The sequence below is a fragment of the Burkholderia sp. 9775_39 genome, assembly GCF_015712225.1.
Classification (GTDB): domain Bacteria; phylum Pseudomonadota; class Gammaproteobacteria; order Burkholderiales; family Burkholderiaceae; genus Burkholderia; species Burkholderia cenocepacia.
Genome location: NZ_JACCQC010000020.1, coordinates 1 through 14,034, shown reverse-complemented (window position 1 = coordinate 14,034; position 14,034 = coordinate 1). Strand labels below are relative to the sequence as shown.

Genomic DNA, 14,034 nt, shown 5'->3' with positions numbered 1-14,034 from the left:
CCAGGCTGCGTGGGGCGCGACCGTGCCCGGATGGGCCCAGCGGGTCGCGCGGGGTGGTCGGGCGAAGCGGAAAAAGCGCTCCGTCACGTCTGCTTCGGTTGCGACACGCCTTCCAGCGTGTTCGCGACGTCGTCGCGCTCGGGGCTGGCCGTGCGCGTCGCGATGTCGGCCAGCGACAGCATGCCGACGAGCCGCTTGTCGTGATCGACGACGGGCAGCCGGCGCAGTTGCGCGTCGGCCATGTAGTGCTGGATCTCGTCCAGCGAATCGTCGTCGAAGCACCATTCGATTGGGCCGGACGCGACCTCGTGGATCCGCGTCTCCGGCGGCTTGCCGGCCGAGATCGCGCGCACCGCGAGATCGCGGTCCGTCACCATCCCGATCAGCCGGTTGTTGTCGCACACGGGCAGCGCGCCGATGTCGTAGCGCTCCATCAGTTGGGCGGCATGACGGATCGAGTCGGTCGGGGCGATCCGCACGACGTCCTGCGACATGATTTCGTTGACGCGATGCATGAAATTCTCCTTGCGGGTTGGGTGAAGCAATGTGCCGATGCGGGTGCTGCGATCCAGCAAACCGCATGCCGTGCGCGCGGCCGTCTCGTCACTCGGGGTCGCTTTCGCGCTTCTCCTGCCACGGCCCGTCGTCGTGCGTGCCGGGCGGCGTGTCGGGCTCGATGCGCGTGACGCCGCCGGTCGCGGGCGGGTCGCTGGCCGGAAACGTGTCCTCGAGCTGCTTGTCGATATGACGTTCCGAATGGCGCGTGCGCGTCTGGTCGTGCTCCTTCAGCGGCGGTTGCGGGTCGGGCTGCCGCTCGTGCGCCGGTGCGTCGTGGCCGTGCCGGGTCGAATCCTTCATGGCGGTGCTCCGTATCGGTGACGATGACCCGCCTGTGCCGCAACGGCCGTTCCCGGCGCGCATGGACGGCACGCGACTTGCCGCTGCGACCGCGACGACCATGACGACGATCACGACACGGCGCAACAGGAAGCCTGCTGCGCACATCGACGGGAGGCACGACGATGATTCCGAAACGACGACCAGGGGTGCGCTATGAGGTCAACGTATGCGGCGGCGGATTCGATTCGGTGAAGAGCCATTTCGATACGTGGAAGCACGAACCGCTGATCTACCGGCCCGAGCGCCGGATGTTCGAAGGCAAGGCCGACGTGCGGCCGCTCGGCGACGAGACGTTCGGCGCAACCGAGCCCGCCCGTTTCGCGTTGCAGCGGGCGTGCGAGCCGTCCGATCCGTACGCGCTCGCCGCGCGCGTGCGCGACGACGGCCGCGAACTGTGGCTCGTGATGGCCGCGTACGACGCGTAGCGGCGTGCTTGCAAGATTTGCAGCGAACGGTGTAGCGAAGGCATGGCGCTTCGCGGCCAGCCGCGCGCCTGCGTGCCGATTCCCGCGCGCTCCCGCCGCGCGGACGACCGGCACGGAGGGCATGCGGCTTGCGAATCCACGGTGTGCGGCGCGCCGCGCCGATCCGTACCCGAACCCCGCAACGAGGGAACGCCGATGAAACACGACTCCGCGCAATGGCTGCAACGGCCCGAACCGCCGCTTCCCGACATCGAGCCGGACCCCGAGCCGCCCGATCCCGACGACGTGCCGCCGGACATGCCCGAACCGTATCGGGAACCGGAGGGCGATCCGCCCGGGCATGCGCCGCCGGAACGGGATCCGCCGTCGCGCGAGCCGCCCGTGCGGGCGCGGCCCGCCGGCGCGATGCCGCGGATGCGAACGGAGGGTCTGCAATGAGCATCCGCGTGAAACCCGGCCTGCTGCGCGACATCGCCGAGACGCTCGGCCGTCATTTCGAGGCGCGCGAGATTCCGTTCCACGTCGAGGAACAGCCGGCCGGCGCATTGCATATCGGCTTTCGGGTCGACGGCCATCCGGCGTCGCTGACCGTGACGTTCGACGCCGATGCATTCGCCGCGCTCGAACGGGCCGACGTCGACCGGCAACGCGGCACGCTCACGCGCGTCGCGGCCGAATTCGACACGATGATGGCGCGCCGCGCACCGACCGCGTACGCGGGCGATTTCCATTTCAACCGGCTCTGAGCGGCGCTCGATGCGCCCGCCTGGAGCCCTCGATGGAGGATTCGATGAACACGATCCAGACGATACGCGTGGGCGCCTGTGCGTTCGCCGCCGCGTGCGCGCTGGGCGCATGCACGCAACCGACCGGCGGCACCTACGGCACGCGGGCGGCGCCGCCCGCGCCGCCGGACGGCCGCGGCGCGCAGTCGACCACGACGATGCCGGACGCGAATACGCGTTACGACACGCGTCCGTCGCCGGGCAACACGATGCCGAAGGACGCGAACGTCGGCGAGCCGGCCGACGTGCCGCCGCCGGGCCCGAACGGCGCGCAGGGCGACCCGCCGCTGCCGGGCACGCCGCCGCCGATGCAGTACTGATGGCACGCGTCGCCCGACGCGTCACGGCATGCCGCACCGCGATGCGGCCGGAGGAATGCGATGGCGAACCAGCACGAGCACCTGGAGGACTGGCTGCGCGATGCGTACGCGATGGAGCGCCAGGCCGAGACGATGATCGACGCGCAGTTGAAGCGCGTCGGTCACTATCCGCAGTTGCAGGACCGGCTGCGGCTGCATCTCGACGACACACTCGGCCAGCAGGCGCTCGTCGAAGCGTGCCTGATGCGGCTCGGCACGTCGCCATCGGCGACCAAGGATCTCGCCGCGCGCGTCGCCGCATACGGGCAGATCGCGAGCGACATGCTGGCGGACGACGAAGTCGTGAAGACGGCGCTGGCCGGTTATGCGTTCGAGCAGCTGCAGATCGCCGCGTACACCGCGCTCGTCGCGGCGGCGCACGCAGCCGGCGAAGAGGAAATCCGCGCGTGCTGCGAGCGAATCCTGCAGCAGGAGCGCGACATGGCCGCGTGGTTGCTGCGCCATCTGCCGGCGCTGACGACCGCGTTCCTCGACCGTTCGGCGGTCGATCGCATCGATGCGAAGCGGTGACGGCGGGGCCGCCGGGCGGCAGCCTCGGCACGCATTTTCCCGCGAGCGAAATGCGTGCCCCAAACTTGCCCCCGGCTTGTAAAAAAGCGGCCTTGACGCGCGGCGAAGCGGGGTGCGAACCCGCGAGAGCCGCGACGGCTCGCGCTTCGCGCGGCTGGCACGGAAGCTGCGTAACGTCCGGTAGAAGAGGGTGAAAACATACCGCGAACCGAACCGTCAGGAGGCTTTCGATGCCCGTCTCGCTTGCGCTGCAGATGCGACAGCATCTGGCACTTACGCCGAGGCTTCAGCAGTCGCTGCGGCTGCTGCAGTTGTCCTCGCTCGAATTTCAACAGGAATTGCGCCAGGCGCTCGACATGAACCCGTTTCTCGAAGACGGCCAGGGCGACGAGGATACCGCTGCCGGAACCCCCGAGCAGCCGACCGAAGCCGCCGCGCCCGAAGCGGCGCCCGAGCGCGACGAAATCCGCCCGCCGGATGGCGAGGTGCCGTTTACCGCCGCACCCGCGCCGCGCGGCACGAGCCGTCAGGGTGACGACACCGACGGCCTGTCGCCCGGCGAATGGATCGCCGCCGAGCCGTCGCTGCATCAGCAACTGCACGATGCGCTGCGGCTCTATCCGCTCAACAAGCGCGACCGCGAAGCCGCGCGCCTCGTGATCGATGCGCTGGATGACGACGGCTACCTGCGTCAGGAACTGCCTGAACTGCTGGTCGCCGCCGATCCGGCCTGGCTGCTGTCGGAGCAGGATCTCGCGGTCGCGCTGCGGCTCGTGCAGATGCTCGACCGGCCGGGCATCGCGGCCCGCTCGCTGTCCGAATGCCTGGTGTTGCAGCTCGATGCGATTCCCGCCGGCACGCCGGCGCTCGCGGAAGCGAAAGCGATCGCGCGCGAACATCTGGAGCGCCTCGCGCGCCGCGAGACGGCCGAGATCCAGCGACGCCTCGGCTGCAATCAGCAGACGCTGCACGCGGCGTGCGCGCTGGTGCGCGGGCTCGATCCGCGCCCCGGCAATCACTACGGCAGCACGCGCGGCGACTACGTGGTGCCCGACGTGATCGTGCGCCAGGTGCGCGACGAGTGGATCGTGACGATCAACCCGGCCGTGCTGCCGCGCGCCCGCTTGCACGAGCGCTACGCGACGCTGTTCGCGCAGTCGAGCGGCGAGCGCGATTCGCCGCTCGGCCAGCAACTGCAGGAAGCACGCTGGCTGATCCGCAACGTGCAGAAGCGCTTCGACACGATCCAGCGCGTGGGCGAATGCATCGTCGCGCGGCAGCGCGATTTCTTCCGCTACGGCGAGATCGCGATGAAGCCGCTGGTGCTGCGCGACATCGCGGAAGAGCTCGACCTGCACGAATCGACGGTCTCGCGCGCGACCGGCAACAAGTACATGGCCACGCCGCACGGCACGTTCGAGTTCAAGCATTTCTTCCCGCGCAAGCTGGAAGCAGCCGGCAAGGGCGTGTGTTCGGCGTCGGCCGCGAAGGTGCTGATCCGCGACATGATCGCGGCCGAGCGGCAGACCGACCCGCTGTCCGATGTCGCGCTCGCGGAAAACCTCGCGGGCCGCGGCATTCTTCTTGCGCGTCGCACGGTGACCAAGTATCGCCAGGCAATGAAGATTCCGCCGGCCGATCTGCGGCGTCGCGACGCCGCGTGACGGCCCCACTGTTCCAACCACGCGCGTGCCGTCCGTCGCGTCGGCCCGCGCGCCAACGAGAGGAGCGCAATCATGCCAGCCAAATCCCAGGCCCAGCAGCGCGCCGCAGGCGCCGCGCTGTCGGCCAAGCGCGGTGACACGAAAATGAAGGACCTGAAACCGCCGTCGAAATCGATGGCCAAGTCGATGAGCGAGAAAGAGCTCGAGAAAATGGCTTCCACGCCCACGCACGGCAAACCGAAACACAAGCACGATGCGTGACCGGCGCCGACGTTTAGTGACGACCGCTGTCATCCAGGAGGGTTCCATGCTTCGATACGCCATCATCTTTTTCGTCATCGCGATCATTGCCGCCGTGTTCGGCTTCGGCGGCATCGCCGCCGGCGCGGCCGAAATCGCGAAGATCCTGTTCTACATCTTCGTCGTGATCTTCCTGGTCACGTTGCTGCTGGGCGTCGTGCGACGATGAGCGTGATGCCCGACCGGTCGCAGCGCGTCGCGGAACTCGAGCACGCGTTCGCGATCGGTTTTCCGTCGCAGTCGACCGTCGTCGTGCATGCGGACGACGCATCCGGGCGACTGACGATCCATGTGTCGTGGGTGCGCGTGCCGTCCGACGAGGACGCGCGCGAATGGCGCTGCACGGTCGACATGCGCTTCGATGCGGACGTAATCGAGCGTTACACGGTGCTCGACACGGCCGACCGGCTGCGCGTGCGTACGCAGCTGTGCGACCGCGCGCGGCGTGCGGTGGACGAGCACAAGCCGCGCGTCGAGGACGCCGCGATCGAATGCAGCGTGACGCTCGACGTGACGGCCGCCGAATTCGACGCGGCGCTGCGCGCGCCCTGACGTCGTCGCCGGCTCCGCCGCCGTTCGCGGCGCGTCGGGCCGGCTTTTCCCGCCGTCCGCACGCGCGTGCCGCGGCGCGCCGTGTCGGCGCGTGCTGCGGCGGCCCATCCGAATGCCACGAGGACCGATAGCGATGACGAATCCCCCATCCGCCGGCAAGACGCCACCCACGCAGCCGACGCAGCCGCCCGACAGCGCGAAATCCCGCCAGCTCGAACAGAACCGGGCGCGGCCCGACGGCGAAGCGCTGCGCACCAACCAGGGCGTGCGGATCGCCGACAACCAGAACACGCTGCGCGGCGGCGCGCGCGGCCCGTCGCTGCTCGAAGACTTCATCATGCGCGAGAAGATCACGCACTTCGATCACGAGCGCATTCCGGAGCGGGTGGTGCACGCACGCGGCTCGGCCGCGCACGGCGTGTTCCGCGTGTACGAGCCGATGGCCGACTACACGAAGGCCGCGTTCCTGCAGGACCCGGCCGCCGAAACGCCGGTGTACGTGCGTTTCTCGACCGTGCAGGGGCCGCGCGGGTCGGCCGACACCGTGCGCGACATGCGCGGCTTCGCGGTGAAGTTCTATACCGAGGAAGGCAACTACGATCTCGTCGGCAACAACATGCCGGTGTTCTTCATTCAGGACGCGATCAAGTTTCCCGACTTCGTGCACGCGGTGAAGCCGGAGGCGCCGAACGAGATGCCGACCGGCGCGTCCGCGCACGACACGTTCTGGGATTTCGTGTCGCTGGTGCCGGAAACCACGCACATGGTGCTGTGGCTGATGTCGGACCGCGCGCTGCCGGCAAGCTATCGCGCGATGGACGGCTTCGGCGTGCATACGTTCCGTTTCGTGAACGCGGCCGGCGTCGAGCGTTTCGTGAAATTCCACTGGCGGCCCGTGAGCGGCGCGTATTCGCTGCTGTGGGACGAGGCGCAGCGGATCGCGGGCCACGATCCGGATTTCAACCGGCGCGACCTGTGGACGGCGATCGAGCGCGGCGACTATCCGGAGTTCGAACTGGGCGTGCAGATGATCGATCCGGCCGATGCGGACACATTCGACTTCGACCTGCTGGATCCGACCAAGCTCGTGCCGGAAGAACTCGTGCCGGTGCGGCCGATCGGCCGGATGACGCTGAACCGCAACCCCGACAACTTCTTCGCGGAGACTGAACAAGTCGCGTTTCACCCGGGCCACGTGGTGCCGGGCATCGACTTCACGAACGATCCGCTGCTGCAGGGGCGGCTGTTCTCGTACACCGATACGCAGCTGAGCCGGCTTGGCGGCCCGAATTTCCACGAGATCCCGATCAATCGGCCGGTGTGCCCGTTCGCGAACAACCAGCGCGACGCGCTGCACCGGCAGACGATCAACGTCGGCCAGGCGTCGTACGAGCCGAACTCGACGAGCGGCGGCTGGCCGCGCGAGACGCCGCCCGCGCCGTCCGGCGGCGGGTTCGAGACCGTGCCCGAGCCGCTCGAAGGCCACAAGGTGCGCGTGCGCAGCGAATCGTTCGCCGACCATTTCTCGCAGGCCGCGCTGTTCTACCAGAGCATGACGGACATCGAGCAGCGGCATATCCGCGACGCGTACTGCTTCGAACTCGGCAAGGTGACGCAGCCGCACATTCGCGAGCGGGTGGTCAACGAGATCATCGCGCGCTTCGACGCGGGGCTCGCCGCGCAGGTCGCCGAACGGCTCGGGTTGCCCGCGCCGCAGGCGGCCGCGACGCCGGCCGTGCCGCAACGCTCGCCCGCGCTGAGCCTGATCGGCCGCGCGAAGCCCGGCATCCGCTCGCGCAAGATCGCGCTGATCGCGACGCCCGGCGTGAACCCGGTGTTGGTCGAACAGGTGCGCGACGCGCTGCAGGCCGCGCACGCGGTGCCGACGATCGTCGCGCCGACGCTCGCGCCGATCGGCGGCATCGTGCCGGAAGCGACGCTCGTCGGCATGCCGTCGGTGATGTTCGACGCGGTGTTCGTGTGCGGCGGCGACGGCGATGGCCGCGATCTCGCGCACAGCGCCGACGCCCGCCATTTCGTGCGCGAGGCGTTCAAGCACCTGAAGCCGATCGCGGCCGTCGGGTCGGGCCGGCAACTGCTCAGCGCCGCGCATCTGCCGGACCCGGCCGAAGGCGTGTGCGTCGGCCAGCCCGTCGATCTCGACAAGGTGCTGAACACGCTGTCCGACCACCTCGGCCAGCATCGCGTGTGGGCGCGCGAGCAGCAGGCGGCGGAGCTGCCGGCATAGGGCCGACAGCGGCGCGCGCCGTACGGCGCGCCTGCCCGCGGGCGGGCGCGCATTCGGCAAGGAGGAACACGCATGGCACCGCGGATGATATGGAAAGGCGCGATCAGCTTCGGGCTCGTGCACGTGCCCGTGCAGCTGTTTCCGGCGACGCGCACCGTGAAGCCGTCGTTCCGGATGCTCGACAAGCGCTCGATGGACCCGATCGGCTATCGGCAGATCAACAAGCGCACCGGCAAGGAGGTCACGCGCGAGGACATCGTGCGCGGCTACGAGTACGAGAAGGAGCGCTACGTCGTGCTCACCGACGACGAAATCCGCGCGGCGAACCCGGAATCGACGCAGACCGTCGACATCCTGACCTTCGTCGACGAGGACGCCGTGTCGTTCCTCTATCTCGACACGCCATACTACCTGGTGCCGGACCGCAAGGGCGAGAAGGTCTATGCGCTGCTGCGCGACGCGCTGAAGGACAGCGGCAAGATCGGCATCGCGCTCGTGGTGATGCGCGACCGCCAGCATCTGGGCGCGCTGATCCCGGTCGGACCGATGCTCGCGCTCGATACGCTGCGCTGGCAGGAGGAATTGCGGCCGCTCGACGAGCTGTCGGTGCCGGCCGACGACGCGAAGGGCGCGGGCGTCACCGCGCGCGAGCTGGGGATGGCGAAGAAGCTGATCGACGACATGTCGGGCAAATGGACCCCCGACGAATATCACGACACGTTCCGCGACGACATCCTCGAACTGGTCGAGCGCAAGGTGCGCGCCGGCAAGATCGAGGAGATCGAGGACCGGCCCGCGCAAACTGGCCGCGCGGCGAGCAACGTGGTCGATCTCACCGAGTTGCTGAAGCGCAGCCTGAAGGGCGGCGCCGGCGCACGCGCGGCGGATCTGCGCGAGGCGCGCGACGAAGCGGAGGACGAGGCGGCGTCGTCGTCGTCATCGCGGAGCGGCGCGCGCCGCAAGCCGGCGGCGAAGTCCGCATCGAAAGGCGCCGCGACGAAAACCGCGGCGAAGCGGACCGCCGCGAAACGCGGCGCGGCGAGCGACCCTGCGGCGAAGAAGACCGCCGCGCGCCGCAAGCACGCGGCATGACGCCGATGACGCCGACGCCGATTTCGACTTCGACTCCGACGAGGTGACGCGATGGCCGGCAAGCTCGATCCGTATCGCCGCAAGCGCCATTTCGGCGCGACGCCCGAGCCCGAAGGCGCACACGGCAAGCGTCGTGCGAAGGCGCAGACGAAAGCGGGGACGCAGCCAAACGCGAAGCCTGCCGCACGCGCAGGCCATCCACTGCGCTTCGTGATCCAGGAGCACCACGCGCGCCGGCTGCACTACGATTTCCGGCTCGAACTCGACGGCACGCTGAAGTCGTGGGCCGTGCCGAAGGGGCCGAGCTTCGATCCGCAGGTGAAGCGGCTCGCCGTGCACGTCGAGGATCATCCGCTCGAATACGCGTCGTTCGAAGGCGAGATTCCGGCCGGGCATTACGGGGCGGGGTCGGTCGTCGTGTGGGACGAAGGTACGTGGACGCCCGATGGCGGCATCGCGCATGCGCGCGAAGGCTATCGGGCCGGCAAGCTGACGTTCCGGCTCGACGGCGAGAAGCTGCACGGCGGCTGGGCGCTCGTGCGCAGCGGGCGGCAGGAGGGGCGTCAGGAGCAGTGGCTGCTGATCAAGGAGCGCGACGACGACGCGCGCAGCGCCGATGAATTCGACGTCGTCGGCGAGCGGCCGGGGAGTGTGCATGACGGTGCGTCCCACGGCGCGGCGCGCAAGCATGCTGCGCGGCGTCGCGGATCGAATGGCGCGGATGGCGCGAATGGCGATGCACGTGCCGCACGACGCGAAAGCCCCGAAAGTCCCGAAAGCCACGAAGGCCCGCGCCCCACCGAACCGTCGCAAGTCGAAGGCGCGGTACGCGCGCCGCTGCCCGAGCGCGTCGCGCCGCAACTCGCGACGCTGGTCGATGCGCCGCCGACTCAGGGCGGCTGGTGCTACGAACTGAAGTTCGACGGCTATCGAATCCTCGCGCGCATTGCCGGGAAGGGCGCGCGCCGACGCGTCACGCTGATGACGCGCGAAGGCCGGGACTGGACCGCGAAGCTGCGCGCGCAGCGCGACGCGCTCGCGGCGCTCGACGTCGACGACGCGTGGCTCGACGGCGAGGCCGTCGTGCTCGGCGACAACGGCCTGCCGGATTTCCAGGCGCTGCAGAACGCGTTCGGCACGGACCGTTCGGACACGATCACTTTCTTCGTGTTCGATCTGCCTTATCTCGACGGCTACGATCTGCGCGACGCGCCGCTCACCGCCCGTCGTGCATTGCTCGAGCCGCTGCTCGCGAACTGCGACCCGGCGCGCGTGCGCTTTTCGCCCGATCTCGGCGAGGACATCGCATCGTTGATCGCGAGCGCCTGCGACACCGGCCTCGAAGGGCTGATCGGCAAGCGCGCGGAGTCGCGCTACCGCGCCGGCCGTTCGCCCGCGTGGATCAAGCTCAAATGCCGGCGCCGGCAGGAGTTCGTGATCGGCGGCTTTACGGAGCCGTCGGGCAGCCGGCACGGCTTCGGCGCGCTGCTGCTCGGCGTGCACGAACCGGCGCCGGCCGGCAAACGGCGACGCGGGCCGGGGCCGCTGCGCTACGTCGGCCGCGTCGGCACCGGCTTCGACGCGCGGATGCTCGACCGTCTCGCCGCGATCCTGCGCAAGCACGAGCGCGACACGATGCCGTTCGATGCGCCGCCGCGCGAACGCACGCGCACGCGCGTGCACTGGGTCGAGCCGACGCTCGTCGCCGAATGCGAATTCGCCGAATGGACCGGTGACGGCATCGTGCGGCAGGCCGCGTTCATCGCGTTGCGCGACGACAAGCCGGCGGAGCAGATCGTCCGCGAGATGCCGACACACACGGAAACGGAGGGGGCGATGGATCAGCGTTCGACTACGCAGGACAAGCCGCGGCGTGCGTCACGCACCGATCGTCACGCGAGCACGGGCCAGGCGCGCGGCGCGCGCGCCGATGCCGATACCGGCGACGATACGATCGGCCGCGTGCGCATCACGCATCCCGAGCGCGTGCTCGATCCGCAAAGCGGCACGCGCAAGCTCGATCTCGCGCGGTACTGGCAATGGGTCGCGCCGTGGCTGTTGCCCGACCTGAAAGGCCGGCCCGTGTCGCTCGTGCGCGCACCCGGCGACATCGCCGGCGAACTGTTCTTCCAGAAGCACGCGGAACGCCGCGAGATTCCGTTCGTCACGCAGCACGAAGGGCTCGACCCGGGCCACGGGCCGCTGCTGTCGATCGACAGCGTCGACGCGCTGCTCGGCGCCGCGCAGATGGGCACGGTCGAGCTGCATACGTGGAACGCGCACGCGTCGAACATCGAGCGGCCCGACCGCATCGTGTTCGACCTCGATCCCGACCCGGCGCTGCCGTGGCGCACGATGATCGACGCCGCGCAGCTCGTGCGCGGGCTGCTCGACGAACTCGGGCTCGTATCGTTCTGCAAGACGAGCGGCGGCAAGGGGCTGCACGTCGTCGTGCCGCTCACGCGGCATGCGGGCTGGGACGACGTGAAGGACTTTTCGCGCGCGGTCGCGCAGCACGTCGCCGGCACGCTGCCCGACCGTTTCACCGCGACGATGGGGCCGCGCCACCGGCGCGGCAAGATCTTCGTCGACTATCTGCGCAACGGCCGCGGCGCGAGCACGATCGCCGCGTATTCGGTGCGCGCGCGGCCCGGCATGGGCGTGTCGGTGCCGCTCGACTGGGACGAGGTGCCCGAGACGACCGGCGGCGCGCAATGGACGATCGACACGCTGCACGAACGGCTGGATACGCTGAAGCGCGACCCGTGGGAAGGTTATGCGAAGACGCGCCAGCGCATCACCGCGGCGATGCGCGCGCGGCTCGGCGCCGATGCGTGAGCCGTCAGCGCCGATGCTGCTGCAGCCGGTAATACCAGTTCATCAGCGGCGTCGCGGAAATCCCGTGCGCGACCACCGACGCGGACACCACCGCCAGCACCGGCGCCGCGAGCGGGCGCACGACGTCGGACGGTCCGTGCTCGAGCGCGAACAGCAGATAGTAGAACGAGCCGATCCCGCGAATGCCGAACCACGCCATCAGCCGCCGCTGCGCATGCGTCGCACGCGAGCCGGCCAGCGTGACCAGCACCGCGAGCGGGCGCACCGCGACGAACAGCACGGCGGCCAGCGCGACGGCGCCCCACGTGAGCAGCGGGCCGGGCAGCGTCGCGAGCACGCTGCCGACCATCGTCATCACGATCGCCTCGGCGATCCGTTCGAGCTCGATCGTGAAGCCGAGCACCGATTCGGCCATGAACGCATGCGCTTTCTCCGGATGCTTCTCGGTCGCGACGACGTCTTCCGAATCGATCTGGCCGATCACTTCGCGCGGCGGGCGGTCGCCGCTCGCGCGATGCTCGACGCGTCGCATCGCGACGCCGGCCGCGAACGTCGCGATGAAGCCGAACGTATGCGCGAGCTGCGCGGCGCCGAACGACAGCACGATCAGCGCGAGCGCGAAGAAACCTTCGAGGCCGAGCGCCTGCGCGTGCCGCGTGCGCAGCCAGCCGATCGTCTTCGTCGTGACCCAGCCGAGCCCGCCGCCGATCGCGACCGCGCCCGCGATGCCCCACAGCGCGACCAGCGCGAACGTGCCGGACAACGGCGGGATACCGTGCGTCGCGCCCGGTGCGCCGCACAGCGCGAGCCCCGCGAGCGCGAACGGCAGCGCGATGCCGTCGTTCATCCCGCCTTCGCCGGACAGCGCGAAGCGCACCAGGTCGCGATCGCCCGGATCGTGCACCTGCACGTCGTGCGCGAGCACGGGGTCGGTCGGCGCGAGGATCGCCGCGAGCAGCAGCGCGGGGCCCCAGCCCAGGCCCAGCGCGAGCACCGCGCAGACGGCGAGCAGCGGCACGGTGACGACCATCGCGAGCAGCCCGAGACGGCACGGCACGAGCCACAGCTTGTCGGACAGCGGCACGCGCAACCGCAGCCCGATCGCGAACAGCGACACGAGCAGCGCGACTTCGACGATCTCGCGCAGCAGGCGCCCGTCGCGTTCGAGGTCGAGATGCAGCAGGTCGGCGCCGGTCGGACCGAGCGCGACGCCGAGCACCAGATAGATCATGGCCGAGCTGCAGGGCAGGTGGCGCAGCGTGGACGTCACGACGCCCATGCCGAGCAGCACCGCGCCGATGATCAGATACCAGAGCGTTTCATGCATGCGTGTGATCGCAGCAGGGGGAGAGAGGCGGCGCGCCAGCCGTCAGGGCTTGCGGCCGAATGCCTCGCGCAGCTTCCGCTTCGCGCGTTCGAGCGTCGCGCGGCGTGTTTTCGGCAGGTTGCGGCCCGCGCGGTTCACGTAGAAGTTCAGCATCGACATCGCCGACTGGAACGGCGATGCCTTGCGGCGGCGGCTGTGTTCGGCCGAGCGCTTCAGCGACGCGGCGATCGCGGCCGGATCGTCGGATTTGAAGATGTCGGGCTCGATATCGAGTGCATCGCTTTTTTGTGTGACTTCGCCGGACCAGCGCTTGCGGTGGGTCGGGTCGGCGCTGCGCGCGCGGCCGGGTCGGCGCGTGTGGCGTTTGCCGTGCGACTTGACGTGCGCGTGGGAAGCAGAAGCGGAAGGCATAAGGCAAGGGGCTCCGTATGGAATCACAGGACGGTCGTGCGAACACGGCGGACGCAAACCGCGTGCCGGGTCGCGAACGTGCCGACGACGGCATGGGCCTTGCTGAAAGACCGGAGCAGGAATTTCCATCAAGCGATCACCCACAGGGAGAAAACGCCATGAAATCAGCATTCGAATCGAAGTGTGTCGCGCGGCACGTGCTGGCGTGCGCAGCCGTCGCGATCGTCGCGGCCGCGCCGGCCGCATGGGCGCAGAACTCGCAGCGCTCGGACGAGGGCACCGGCGCGCCGAATCCGTCGATGGACATGTCGACGCCGGGCACCAACGGCAATACGACCGCGCCGCCTCCGCCGGCCGGCACGCAGCGGCATGGCGCGAAGCACGGCATGCGTTCGCACAGCGGGTCGGCCGGCCATGTGAAGCCGGGCGGTGGCCCGAACGGTGCGGGCGAAGGCGGTAGCGGCGCCACCGGCGGCGGGGTCGGCCAGTGCGCGGAGTATCTGGTGCGGCCGTACGTCAGGAAGGGGCGCCTCGTGCGGGTGTTGCCGAGCCTCGAACCCGAGCCGTGGAAGCTGCACGTCTATCGGCCGCGGCGCGGCCCG

17 protein-coding genes are annotated in these 14,034 nt (G+C 69.6%); 13 read left to right on the top strand and 4 right to left on the bottom strand.

Going from position 1 to position 14,034, the window contains the following annotated elements; genetic code table 11:
• Positions 1 to 83: 83 nt before the first annotated feature.
• Both H0X90_RS24635 and H0X90_RS24630 read right to left on the bottom strand, forming a co-directional pair.
• Complete coding sequence (locus H0X90_RS24635) at positions 84 to 515, bottom strand: CBS domain-containing protein (protein ID WP_058903681.1); 432 nt, start codon at positions 513 to 515, stop codon at positions 84 to 86.
• An 88-nt stretch (positions 516 to 603) separates the two neighbouring features.
• Positions 604 to 858 (bottom strand): hypothetical protein, encoded by a 255-nt coding sequence (locus H0X90_RS24630; protein WP_006498340.1) that lies wholly within the window; start codon positions 856 to 858, stop codon positions 604 to 606.
• Between the two features lie 164 nt (positions 859 to 1,022).
• On the opposite strand from H0X90_RS24630, the gene H0X90_RS24625 reads away from it, so the two are divergent.
• From H0X90_RS24625 to ligD, 12 genes are all read left to right on the top strand, one after another.
• On the top strand, positions 1,023 to 1,325 hold the full coding sequence (locus tag H0X90_RS24625; RefSeq protein WP_034203633.1) for a hypothetical protein: 303 nt from the start codon (positions 1,023 to 1,025) through the stop codon (positions 1,323 to 1,325).
• Between the two features lie 195 nt (positions 1,326 to 1,520).
• The gene (locus H0X90_RS24620; protein ID WP_006498338.1) at positions 1,521 to 1,763 is read left to right on the top strand and encodes a hypothetical protein; all 243 of its coding nucleotides are present in this window, start codon (positions 1,521 to 1,523) and stop codon (positions 1,761 to 1,763) included.
• Positions 1,760 to 2,071, top strand: a complete 312-nt coding sequence (locus H0X90_RS24615) for a hypothetical protein (protein ID WP_006498337.1) — start codon at positions 1,760 to 1,762, stop codon at positions 2,069 to 2,071. The genes H0X90_RS24620 and H0X90_RS24615 overlap by 4 nt, the downstream gene beginning before the upstream one ends.
• Positions 2,072 to 2,115: 44 nt before the next feature.
• Positions 2,116 to 2,430, top strand: coding sequence for a hypothetical protein (locus H0X90_RS24610; RefSeq protein ID WP_034204037.1), 315 nt, complete (start codon positions 2,116 to 2,118; stop codon positions 2,428 to 2,430).
• 60 nt (positions 2,431 to 2,490) lie between these two features.
• Positions 2,491 to 3,000 (top strand): DUF892 family protein, encoded by a 510-nt coding sequence (locus H0X90_RS24605; protein ID WP_060214454.1) that lies wholly within the window; start codon positions 2,491 to 2,493, stop codon positions 2,998 to 3,000.
• 230 nt (positions 3,001 to 3,230) lie between these two features.
• A complete protein-coding gene (locus H0X90_RS24600) occupies positions 3,231 to 4,664 on the top strand; it encodes an RNA polymerase factor sigma-54 (protein WP_048987196.1) in 1,434 nt (477 codons plus the stop codon).
• A gap of 72 nt (positions 4,665 to 4,736) precedes the next feature.
• The gene (locus tag H0X90_RS24595) at positions 4,737 to 4,925 is read left to right on the top strand and encodes a DUF3008 family protein (RefSeq protein ID WP_006498333.1); all 189 of its coding nucleotides are present in this window, start codon (positions 4,737 to 4,739) and stop codon (positions 4,923 to 4,925) included.
• Between the two features lie 46 nt (positions 4,926 to 4,971).
• On the top strand, positions 4,972 to 5,133 hold the full coding sequence (locus tag H0X90_RS24590) for a DUF1328 family protein (RefSeq protein WP_006498332.1): 162 nt from the start codon (positions 4,972 to 4,974) through the stop codon (positions 5,131 to 5,133).
• Positions 5,130 to 5,516, top strand: a complete 387-nt coding sequence (locus tag H0X90_RS24585) for a DUF3022 domain-containing protein (protein WP_043205924.1) — start codon at positions 5,130 to 5,132, stop codon at positions 5,514 to 5,516. Before H0X90_RS24590 ends, H0X90_RS24585 begins: the two co-directional genes overlap by 4 nt.
• Before the next feature lie 133 nt (positions 5,517 to 5,649).
• A complete protein-coding gene (katE, locus tag H0X90_RS24580; RefSeq protein WP_077189916.1) occupies positions 5,650 to 7,764 on the top strand; it encodes a catalase HPII in 2,115 nt (704 codons plus the stop codon).
• A gap of 72 nt (positions 7,765 to 7,836) precedes the next feature.
• Positions 7,837 to 8,856 (top strand): Ku protein, encoded by a 1,020-nt coding sequence (locus H0X90_RS24575; protein WP_059722873.1) that lies wholly within the window; start codon positions 7,837 to 7,839, stop codon positions 8,854 to 8,856.
• Between the two features lie 51 nt (positions 8,857 to 8,907).
• Positions 8,908 to 11,694 carry a DNA ligase D gene (ligD, locus tag H0X90_RS24570; protein WP_006498328.1) on the top strand — a complete coding sequence of 929 codons (2,787 nt, stop codon included), beginning with the start codon at positions 8,908 to 8,910 and terminating at the stop codon, positions 11,692 to 11,694.
• Between the two features lie 4 nt (positions 11,695 to 11,698).
• Here ligD and H0X90_RS24565 read toward each other — a convergent pair whose 3' ends face one another.
• Positions 11,699 to 13,021 carry a sodium:proton antiporter gene (locus H0X90_RS24565; RefSeq protein WP_077189915.1) on the bottom strand — a complete coding sequence of 441 codons (1,323 nt, stop codon included), beginning with the start codon at positions 13,019 to 13,021 and terminating at the stop codon, positions 11,699 to 11,701.
• Positions 13,022 to 13,063: 42 nt separating this feature from the next.
• The gene (locus tag H0X90_RS24560; RefSeq protein ID WP_006498326.1) at positions 13,064 to 13,432 is read right to left on the bottom strand and encodes a DUF3175 domain-containing protein; all 369 of its coding nucleotides are present in this window, start codon (positions 13,430 to 13,432) and stop codon (positions 13,064 to 13,066) included.
• A 158-nt stretch (positions 13,433 to 13,590) separates the two neighbouring features.
• On the opposite strand from H0X90_RS24560, the gene H0X90_RS24555 reads away from it, so the two are divergent.
• The coding region (locus H0X90_RS24555; RefSeq protein WP_230878117.1) for a hypothetical protein at positions 13,591 to 14,034 on the top strand (444 nt) is incomplete at its 3' end.

Excerpts from the sequence above, each read along its gene's own strand:
- H0X90_RS24585 (WP_043205924.1), top strand. The coding sequence starts at position 5,130 with ATGAGCGTGATGCCCGACCGGTCGCAGCGCGTCGCGGAACTCGAGCAC.
- H0X90_RS24600 (WP_048987196.1), top strand. The coding sequence starts at position 3,231 with ATGCCCGTCTCGCTTGCGCTGCAGATGCGACAGCATCTGGCACTTACG.
- H0X90_RS24595 (WP_006498333.1), top strand. The coding sequence starts at position 4,737 with ATGCCAGCCAAATCCCAGGCCCAGCAGCGCGCCGCAGGCGCCGCGCTG.
- H0X90_RS24565 (WP_077189915.1), bottom strand. The coding sequence starts at position 13,021 with ATGCATGAAACGCTCTGGTATCTGATCATCGGCGCGGTGCTGCTCGGC.
- H0X90_RS24575 (WP_059722873.1), top strand. The coding sequence starts at position 7,837 with ATGGCACCGCGGATGATATGGAAAGGCGCGATCAGCTTCGGGCTCGTG.
- ligD (WP_006498328.1), top strand. The coding sequence starts at position 8,908 with ATGGCCGGCAAGCTCGATCCGTATCGCCGCAAGCGCCATTTCGGCGCG.
- katE (WP_077189916.1), top strand. The coding sequence starts at position 5,650 with ATGACGAATCCCCCATCCGCCGGCAAGACGCCACCCACGCAGCCGACG.
- H0X90_RS24620 (WP_006498338.1), top strand. The coding sequence starts at position 1,521 with ATGAAACACGACTCCGCGCAATGGCTGCAACGGCCCGAACCGCCGCTT.
- H0X90_RS24630 (WP_006498340.1), bottom strand. The coding sequence starts at position 858 with ATGAAGGATTCGACCCGGCACGGCCACGACGCACCGGCGCACGAGCGG.
- H0X90_RS24560 (WP_006498326.1), bottom strand. The coding sequence starts at position 13,432 with ATGCCTTCCGCTTCTGCTTCCCACGCGCACGTCAAGTCGCACGGCAAA.
- H0X90_RS24610 (WP_034204037.1), top strand. The coding sequence starts at position 2,116 with ATGAACACGATCCAGACGATACGCGTGGGCGCCTGTGCGTTCGCCGCC.
- H0X90_RS24615 (WP_006498337.1), top strand. The coding sequence starts at position 1,760 with ATGAGCATCCGCGTGAAACCCGGCCTGCTGCGCGACATCGCCGAGACG.
- H0X90_RS24590 (WP_006498332.1), top strand. The coding sequence starts at position 4,972 with ATGCTTCGATACGCCATCATCTTTTTCGTCATCGCGATCATTGCCGCC.
- H0X90_RS24635 (WP_058903681.1), bottom strand. The coding sequence starts at position 515 with ATGCATCGCGTCAACGAAATCATGTCGCAGGACGTCGTGCGGATCGCC.
- H0X90_RS24625 (WP_034203633.1), top strand. The coding sequence starts at position 1,023 with ATGATTCCGAAACGACGACCAGGGGTGCGCTATGAGGTCAACGTATGC.
- H0X90_RS24605 (WP_060214454.1), top strand. The coding sequence starts at position 2,491 with ATGGCGAACCAGCACGAGCACCTGGAGGACTGGCTGCGCGATGCGTAC.